General features: G+C 41.2%; 7 protein-coding genes. 4 read left to right on the plus strand and 3 right to left on the minus strand.

Annotated features, from left to right (window positions below; translation table 11 throughout):
* The first annotated feature begins 127 nt into the window (after positions 1-127).
* Positions 128-376 carry a type II toxin-antitoxin system HicA family toxin gene (locus RMY32_RS23920; RefSeq protein WP_322711220.1) on the plus strand — a complete coding sequence of 83 codons (249 nt, stop codon included), beginning with the start codon at positions 128-130 and terminating at the stop codon, positions 374-376.
* Complete coding sequence (locus tag RMY32_RS23925) at positions 373-603, plus strand: type II toxin-antitoxin system HicB family antitoxin (protein WP_096541157.1); 231 nt, start codon at positions 373-375, stop codon at positions 601-603. Before RMY32_RS23920 ends, RMY32_RS23925 begins: the two co-directional genes overlap by 4 nt.
* Positions 604-857: 254 nt before the next feature.
* Here RMY32_RS23925 and RMY32_RS23930 read toward each other — a convergent pair whose 3' ends face one another.
* Positions 858-2,054, minus strand: a complete 1,197-nt coding sequence (locus tag RMY32_RS23930) for a 1-deoxy-D-xylulose-5-phosphate reductoisomerase (protein ID WP_322711221.1) — start codon at positions 2,052-2,054, stop codon at positions 858-860.
* 14 nt (positions 2,055-2,068) lie between these two features.
* Positions 2,069-2,227 carry a hypothetical protein gene (locus tag RMY32_RS23935; RefSeq protein WP_322711222.1) on the minus strand — a complete coding sequence of 53 codons (159 nt, stop codon included), beginning with the start codon at positions 2,225-2,227 and terminating at the stop codon, positions 2,069-2,071.
* Between the two features lie 294 nt (positions 2,228-2,521).
* Between RMY32_RS23935 and RMY32_RS23940 the strand changes: the two genes are divergently transcribed.
* Together RMY32_RS23940 and RMY32_RS23945 are read left to right on the plus strand one after the other, a co-directional pair.
* Complete coding sequence (locus RMY32_RS23940; RefSeq protein ID WP_322711223.1) at positions 2,522-3,829, plus strand: mannosyltransferase family protein; 1,308 nt, start codon at positions 2,522-2,524, stop codon at positions 3,827-3,829.
* 44 nt (positions 3,830-3,873) lie between these two features.
* Positions 3,874-5,859, plus strand: coding sequence for a DMT family transporter (locus RMY32_RS23945; protein WP_322711224.1), 1,986 nt, complete (start codon positions 3,874-3,876; stop codon positions 5,857-5,859).
* Positions 5,860-5,934: 75 nt separating this feature from the next.
* On the opposite strand, the gene RMY32_RS23950 is transcribed toward RMY32_RS23945, so the two are convergent.
* Positions 5,935-7,476 carry a glycosyltransferase family 39 protein gene (locus RMY32_RS23950; protein ID WP_322711227.1) on the minus strand — a complete coding sequence of 514 codons (1,542 nt, stop codon included), beginning with the start codon at positions 7,474-7,476 and terminating at the stop codon, positions 5,935-5,937.
* Positions 7,477-7,741 lie beyond the last annotated feature (265 nt).

Consider the following 7,741-nt stretch of genomic DNA (forward strand, 5'->3'; position numbering starts at 1 on the left):
ATTAAAGAAGGTGAGGATACAGAAACAGTCAACAGGGAGGCAATTTTTAATATTTTGAAAAATAAAAGATGAATAGTTATGAATTCTTTAGCAGAGAAAACAAATCAGGAGTTGGCTGTAAGGGGTAATGCCGAAAAAAGTAAGAGAGTTGAAAGCGATAGTGTCAAAAGTAGGCTATATCCTTCAACCAGGAAGAGGTAAAGGAAGTCACACATATTGGAAGCATCCGTTGTTACCCGAAGAACCTCTAACCATACCGGGTAAAGACGGTGATGATGCTCCGTTATATTTAGAAAAAAACATCCAACGGGTGCTGAAAAAACTGCAAGAAATGGAAAACGCGCAAACCGAAGAAAAACAGGAGCCAGAAGAATGAACTATCACTACAGTATGGTAATTCAATGGTCGGAGGAAGATAGACTTTTTTTAGTACACTTGCCTGAGTTCCCGTGGCAACAATTTCATACGCATGGTAGGACTTATGAAGAAGCAGCCAAAAATGGTCAGGAAGTAATTGAGACTTTTGTTGAAATGTTGAAAGACGAAAACAAACCACTACCAGAACCAAGGATGCTTCCGACAAAACCGTTGCTAGTTGCGTAAATTAAGTGAGTGTTAATATTAGAAATAATTATCAATCATGAGTGCGATGTCTGACGACAAGCCCTCCGGGTTCGGGGGTTCGCAATCGACGGGAACCGCCAAGACTGCGACCCCCTCACCGCTGTGCATCTACGCATTTCTTGAGAGTTAGAAATTTGAGCAATTCTTGTTTAGCCTTCAGTCTAATGCTGAGGCTAAACAAGAATTGCTCAAAAGACAGAAAATCTGCCTTTTGAATATTTGAGTAAAGGCTTTTATCGCAAAGAAATTAGGCGCGAGTCAGTTGCTAAAGTTTCACTTGCTGTTAAAACTTCTTGTCTTGCCCATTGATCTGCTGCCAAAATGTCATCTAAAGAGGGATTAGCACGGTTATCATTTTGATGGCGATCGCACACCCATTCGATGCACCGAGGAATATCTAAAAACCGAATTTTTTCTTCTAAAAATAAAGCTACAGCTTGTTCATTGGCAGCATTTAACACCGCTGGCATCGAACCGCCAGCTTTACCCACAGCATAAGCCAACTGCATACAAGGATACTTCTGATGGTCTGGTTCGCGGAAGGTTAAATTTCCAGCTTTGACTAAATCTAGTCGTTCCCAGTCGGTGTAAATGCGATCGGGCCAAGATAGAGCATACAGCAAGGGTAAGCGCATATCTGGCCAGCCGAGTTGGGCTAAAACTGAAGTATCTTGCAGTTCAATCAGCGAGTGAATAATGCTCTGGGGATGAATGACAATTTCGATATCGTCATAATCCAAGCCAAACAGGAAGTGAGCTTCAATTACTTCCAGTCCTTTATTCATCAAAGTAGCAGAGTCTACCGTGATTTTACGTCCCATCGACCAATTAGGATGCTTCAAGGCATCAGCAACGGTTACATCTGCTAACTTTTCTACATCCCAGTCGCGGAAAGCCCCACCAGATGCAGTCAGTAAAATTTTCCGTAAGCCATCTTTGGGAACACCTTGGAGGCATTGAAAGATTGCGGAATGTTCGGAATCGGCAGGGAGTAATTTTACACCATGTTTTTCCACTAGGGGTAGAACCACAGGGCCGCCAGCAATCAGAGTTTCTTTGTTTGCTAAGGCAATATCTTTACCAGCTTCAATCGCTGCGATCGTGGGTAGCAAACCAGCACAACCAACGATCCCAGTGACAACGGTTTGGGAATCGCCGTAACGGGCAACTTCTATCACTCCGGCCTCACCAGCCAGTAGAATCGGTTGGGGATTGAGGTCAATGATTGCTTCTTTGAGCGCTGGTAATTTATCTTCTGAGCAAATGGCTGCTATTTCCGGCTGAAACTGCCGAATTTGAGCAGCCAACATCTCTACATTGTTCCCAGCTGCTAATCCCACAATCCGAAACCGATCTGGGTACTGAGTAACAATATCTAAAGTCTGAGTACCAATAGAACCAGTAGAACCAACAAGAGTAATCGCTTTCACAATTGCTTAAGGATTTACAGACAACTCTCACTATAAATTGCTGGGGACTCTTTAATCACAGCGATCGCTATAATCGATACACTGACGAGGAGGAGAGACACAAAGAAAGAAAATATCCCCGTGTCTTCTTGTTCGTGTAGCTGTTTGTGCCAGTCCCAATCCGTTAATTTCAACTCGATAGACTGTTAGCACGGCAAAAATCCTGCTACGATCTCAAACCAGACAAGGTTTAATTTTCATATAACTAGACAAAATTTGTATTTATAAATACTATATTTTAGAAGATAAATTCCGAGAGAATTGGCAAAAGTAACCAAATAGGAAATAATTTCAATTAATTACTCATCTGTCCAGTTTCTTAATTATGTTGGTGGAGGATTTAATATGCAAAATCTTACTCATAAATTGCTGGATTGCAGCCATAGGTAGAAAGATACATAAAGGAGTTTGTTGAAGCACTCAACCCTATGGTCAAAGCTCAGATAATTATAAAAAAAATTTTATGGAAAAATGATTTCCTGTTTCCAGCAGCAATGTGGCTTGCCAGTCGAATATTTATCTGGACAGCTATGTTGCTGGTTGCGCCAAAACTATCATTACCAGCAGAGGAATTTTTGCCCCGTTTTGGCTGGGGGGTTTTTGATGCTTGGGATAGTATCCATTACCGTGCGATCGCAACTTCTGGTTATGAATTTGTGAATGACGGCAAGCAACATAATTTGGCCTTCTTTCCCTTGTTTCCTTTAAGCATCTGGTTTTTGATGGAGTTGGGCTTACCGTTTGAATTGGCAGGCACGTTAGTCAACAACTTGGCATTTTTTGCAGCTCTTTACTGTTTGTACTTTTGGGTAAAGGATTGTTATGGCATCAATGCAGCACACTGGGTAACTGCTGTGCTTTCTTTGTATCCGGCTTCGATGTTTACGGGAGTGATTTACACAGAGGGGCTGTATTTGTTTTTGAGTACGGCGACTTTGCAGGCGTTCGATCAAAAGCAATATGGCTGGACTGCTGTTTGGGGCGCGATGGCGACAGCAACACGTCCTACAGGTATCGCACTAATTCCAGCATTGGCGATCGCAGCCTGGAAAGAACGCCGACCACCTATTGCCTATATAGCCGCTTTGACTACTGCTATTGGCATACTTTTATTCAGTTTGTATTGTGCGATTTATTTTGGCAACCCTTTAGCTTTTATCGAAGCACAGCGAGGATGGCGACCAACTCTCGGATTTGATTGGCAAGGTTGGTTAAATATGTTCATGCAAATTGCCGTTGGCAGTAAAAATTGGCAATTTGGTTGGGTTCAAAACTCCTCTGGCGGGATTGAAGACCCCTGGTATCTCTTGTTATTTGGGGCGATTGTTGTCAGTGGCTATCTTTTATGGCATTTCCGTCAACGTTTTAGTTCTGTAAAATTATTTTATGGGTTTTATGGTTTAGTCTTATTTTTGTTGATTTTGGCAAGCGAACAGTGGATCGATAACTTCCTCAACTTGTTCATGGTCTTGGGTGGTGGCTATGTGTTGTGGCGCTTCCACACGCAACTGACCCCAGTTACAGTTATTTATGGTTTTTGTGGTATTGGTTTGCTGCTAGCCTCTGGAGGTACTATCTCTTTGAGCCGTCTCGCCTACGGTATTGTGCCTCTAAATATAGCTATTGGTGTGCTGCTATCTCGCCATCCTCGTCAAGGATATTTAATATTAGGCGCTTTTGTGACATTACTAGCCAAAATAGCTGTAGGATTTGCCCAAGAGCATTGGGTTGGTTAGAGAGTTCGATCCATATATATGAGAAGTTGCATTTAAATTTCCTAATGAATGTATTCAATCAAACGAAGATAGCGATCGCTTCATTATTTCTAGGTGTAGGTGCCATTTCTTTTGGCTCTATTTTTATGAAATTGAGCGAAATTGAACTCAGCCCCAGTGCAACTGTATTTAATCGCTTTTGGCTTGCTAGTGTAGTCTTCTTGATTGGGCATGGATACAAAGCAATACGGCAGCGATTTTCCGCAGACAAACCTGTAGAACAGCAGTCTTACACCAGTCAGGATATGTTGCTATTACTAGGTGCTGGTATTCTTTGGGCTGCCACTTTAGTTTTGTTGGCTTGGTCGCTGACTCAAACTAGTGTTGCGATTTCTAGTGTGTTGCATAATCTCGCTCCCATATTTACTAGTTTAGGGGTGTGGCTGCTATTTCGTAAAGGTTTTGAGAAGCAATTCCTGATTGGCATGGTCATCGCCCTTGGGGGAGCGATCGCCATTGAATTTGAGGAATTGCAAATTGCTACAGACGAGGTTCAAGGAGGCTTGGCTGCGATCGTTTCGGCGGTTTTATTGAGTGCATACCTGCTGATTGTAGAAAAATTACGAACTAAATTTTCTCCAGCTACAATTCAATTGTGGATCTGTGCGATCGCCGCTCTAGCTATCTTCCCCATACTTTTGTTCGCTCAAGATCGGCTTTTCCCTTCTACAGTCAGTGGGTGGGTGTGGGTAATTTGCTTGGCGCTGGTTTGCCAAGTTTTAGGTCATGGGCTTTTGACCTATAGCCTTGCTAAGTTTTCCTCTGTGGTTGTCTCCTTGGTGCATCTGTTAGAGCCAGTATTTAGCGGCATTTTCGCTCTGGTAATTTTTTCAGAAAAATTAACTTTCTCGAATTGGATAGGTTTTGCTGTAGTTTTAATGGGTTTATACTTAGCCATATCTAGCCAAGCTGCTATTAATTATCCGTTCCAGGCATCAGTCAACAATATAGTTAACACTTTCGTTAAAAGTATGACGATTAAACTGTCATTACTAAAGCAACAATTCTCCGAAACACCAGCTTTATTAGGAACTGCATCATTATTGTTTGCCTTAATTCCCATATCTTTAGCACCATCTTTGACTAAATTGTGTCAACAAGAAATTGGTGCAAATGCTGTAGTATTTCATCGCAGTTGGATTGCAACAGTTGTCTTTGGTTTGTGGAATGGACTTGAGGCTTTCCGCTACCAACAGTCTATTGAAGAAGGCAGGAGGCAGGGGGCAGAAGGCAGTATTACTCCTGCCTTGCTTGATAACCAATCTATAGAACAGAAGCCTTTTACAAGTCAAGAAGTGTGGCTATTGTTGGCAATGGGAACCTCTGCTGGAACCTATCTTCTATTATGGGCTTGGTCGCTGAGTCAAACTAGTGTTGCCAACGTGGCTTTACTGTCTAATTTGAACTCTTTATTTGTTGCTTTGGCTGGGTATTTATTATTCGGTCGGCGTTTTGATAATAGATTCGTGATTGGTCTGGTCGTCGCTTTGGGAGGAGCGATCGCCTTTGAACTCAATAAGGTACAATTTGCAACCGATCAAATATTAGGTGATGCATTAGCATTGCTAACTGCGGTTTTCATGGCTACGTGTATGCTGCTGATAGAAAGACTCCGAACCAGATTTAGCACTGCAACTATCATGCTGTGGCGATGTGGAGTGACAACAATGTTTCTATTACCAGTCCTCCCATTCCTCGAAGATAGACTATTGCCCTATTCCTGGATGGGTTGGTTTTTCATAATTTTTCAAGCTCTCTTCTGCCAAGTGTTGGGTCAGGGACTTTTAGCTTATAGTCTTAGCAGAATCTCTTCAGGCGTTGTCGCCGTCACGCTTCTTTTAGAACCAGTTCTAGCTTCCATTTTTGCTTGGTTTATTTTTGCAGAACAAGTAGCTTTGTTTGACTGGGCGACTTTTGCCGTAGTTTTAATGGGTATCTATTTAGCCCAATCTAGTCAATCCATTGTTCAAGTAACAAACGAAGGATCGTAGCAGTGCTATTTATCCAAAGTTAAATTTTAGAAAATATGTCTTTAAAGGATAAATTCATTCAAATTCATTCATAAATTATGGTGAAATTAGTGTAAATCCTTGAGCCGAACCGATAATTTTACTACCAGTTAAATTGATTTGCTGCAAAGTCCCATTGTCTAACAGCAAATAAGATTTATTAGATAACATTTGTTGTAAAGTTGGGACAGTTGCAGGAGTGACTTTACAATCGCAGTAAAAGTCTAAACTGGGACGCCCATAAGCAAAAGAAGTATAAATTTGTGTTCCTGTTGAAACATTTGCCCGAATTAATTCTGCTACTGGTTTAACCGGAAAAGCTTCTTTTAATTCCCAGATCCATGATTGCGAACTCATTAACAGTGCTAAAACTAAGTACATCCCAGAAAATAGCACTGGAATAAAGTTGCGATCGCGTTGTTTAATTAGCCATGCTGCAATGCTCATACTGATTGCCAAAACAATGCTCATGACTATTAAACTAAGCTCTTTCTTTGCAAGAATAAAGTAAACACAACCTCCTAAACCAGCAATAGCAATAATAGTTATAAATATTCTCAAACTTCGCACCTTAAAATGACCGTACTGCCAAATTTCGCTAAGTTTCGCACCAATTGCCAAAGCTAAAAATGGATATACAGGCATAACATACCAAGGCAGCTTAGTTTTCATTAAAGAAATAGTGCCTAAGTAAATAATTGTGCCAATAAGAATTAAGCGACCCCAGGTAGTATGACGTTTTTTCCAAGCTAGATAAAAACCTCCTGGGAAAAATAGTAGCCAAGGAAAACTATATTTAATTAACTCAATAAAATAGTACCAAGGTGGCCCGCTATGACCTTCAACAGATTGTGTCAGACGATCAAAAGTTTGTGTTTGAAAGTTCATTTGGAAGAAAGTTTCGCCATAATGTTGCCATTGAGCGACAAACCAAGCGATCGCAGGTGCATTTCCGAAAAATATTCCCACTAATAAATAGGGACTTGTTAACAAAGCAAACTGCCGATCTGCAATCAAAAATAAAAAAGCGATCGCTCCTAGCGGTAAAACTATCATCCCTTTCGTGAGAGCGATTAACCCCAGACAAAATCCCACACCGAGAGCATATCGACGATTTTGACGTGCTTTTAGCAAACAAAACAACAGCAGCAAGAAAAAGGTAATAGTTGTACCATCTAGCATTGCTAGCCTTCCGTGACGCACTACAGGCAACATCGTCAGGTAAACTAAAGCGCTAAACAGAGCTGGTAAACTTTGGTTAAAAAGCAAACATCCCACCAAGTAAAGCAAAGGCACTCCCAAGGCAGTTAATACTGCACCCGGTAGACGTGTTGTCCACTCATTCACGCCTGCGATCGAGTAAGTCCAAGCAATTAATAAGTGCATCAGGGGTGGCTTATTATGATAAGGTTGTCCTCCCAATGTGGGATAAAGCCAATGCATTGAACCAAGCGGGGCACGCCAAATTTCACGGGCAACCTGTGCCACAGTACCTTCATCCCAATCTCTTAAAGCGGAGTTTCCCAAAAATATCAGCCATAGAAATAGAGATATTATCAGTAAGCTAAATAACCATTCTTTTTCTCGGAATAGACGCATATCTAAAATCGGGATAATCATCTCAAACCTCACTAATTGTTAGATGATTTCCATCAGAAATCATTGCTAAATTTTGTAAGTATCTTGGATAATGATTTGAGATTTTCTTCTCCTAAAATACGATACTTATACCAATTTAATGTGAAGTTGCACATATCTTGATCCCCCTAAATCCCCCTTGAAAAGGGGGACTTTGATAGATGTTTTTCCGGTTCCCCCCTTTTTAAGGGGGGTTAGGGGGGATCGAATTCTATGCAGCTTTATA

It is taken from the genome of Nostoc sp. ChiSLP03a (assembly GCF_034531215.2).
In the GTDB taxonomy this organism is placed as follows: Bacteria; Cyanobacteriota; Cyanobacteriia; order Cyanobacteriales; family Nostocaceae; genus Nostoc.

What these genes read in the sequence shown, in the direction of transcription:
- RMY32_RS23920 (WP_322711220.1), top strand. Translation starts at nt 128, where the DNA reads ATGCCGAAAAAAGTAAGAGAGTTGAAAGCGATAGTGTCAAAAGTAGGC.
- RMY32_RS23925 (WP_096541157.1), top strand. Translation starts at nt 373, where the DNA reads ATGAACTATCACTACAGTATGGTAATTCAATGGTCGGAGGAAGATAGA.
- RMY32_RS23940 (WP_322711223.1), top strand. Translation starts at nt 2,522, where the DNA reads ATGGTCAAAGCTCAGATAATTATAAAAAAAATTTTATGGAAAAATGAT.
- RMY32_RS23945 (WP_322711224.1), top strand. Translation starts at nt 3,874, where the DNA reads ATGAATGTATTCAATCAAACGAAGATAGCGATCGCTTCATTATTTCTA.
- RMY32_RS23950 (WP_322711227.1), bottom strand. Translation starts at nt 7,476, where the DNA reads ATGCGTCTATTCCGAGAAAAAGAATGGTTATTTAGCTTACTGATAATA.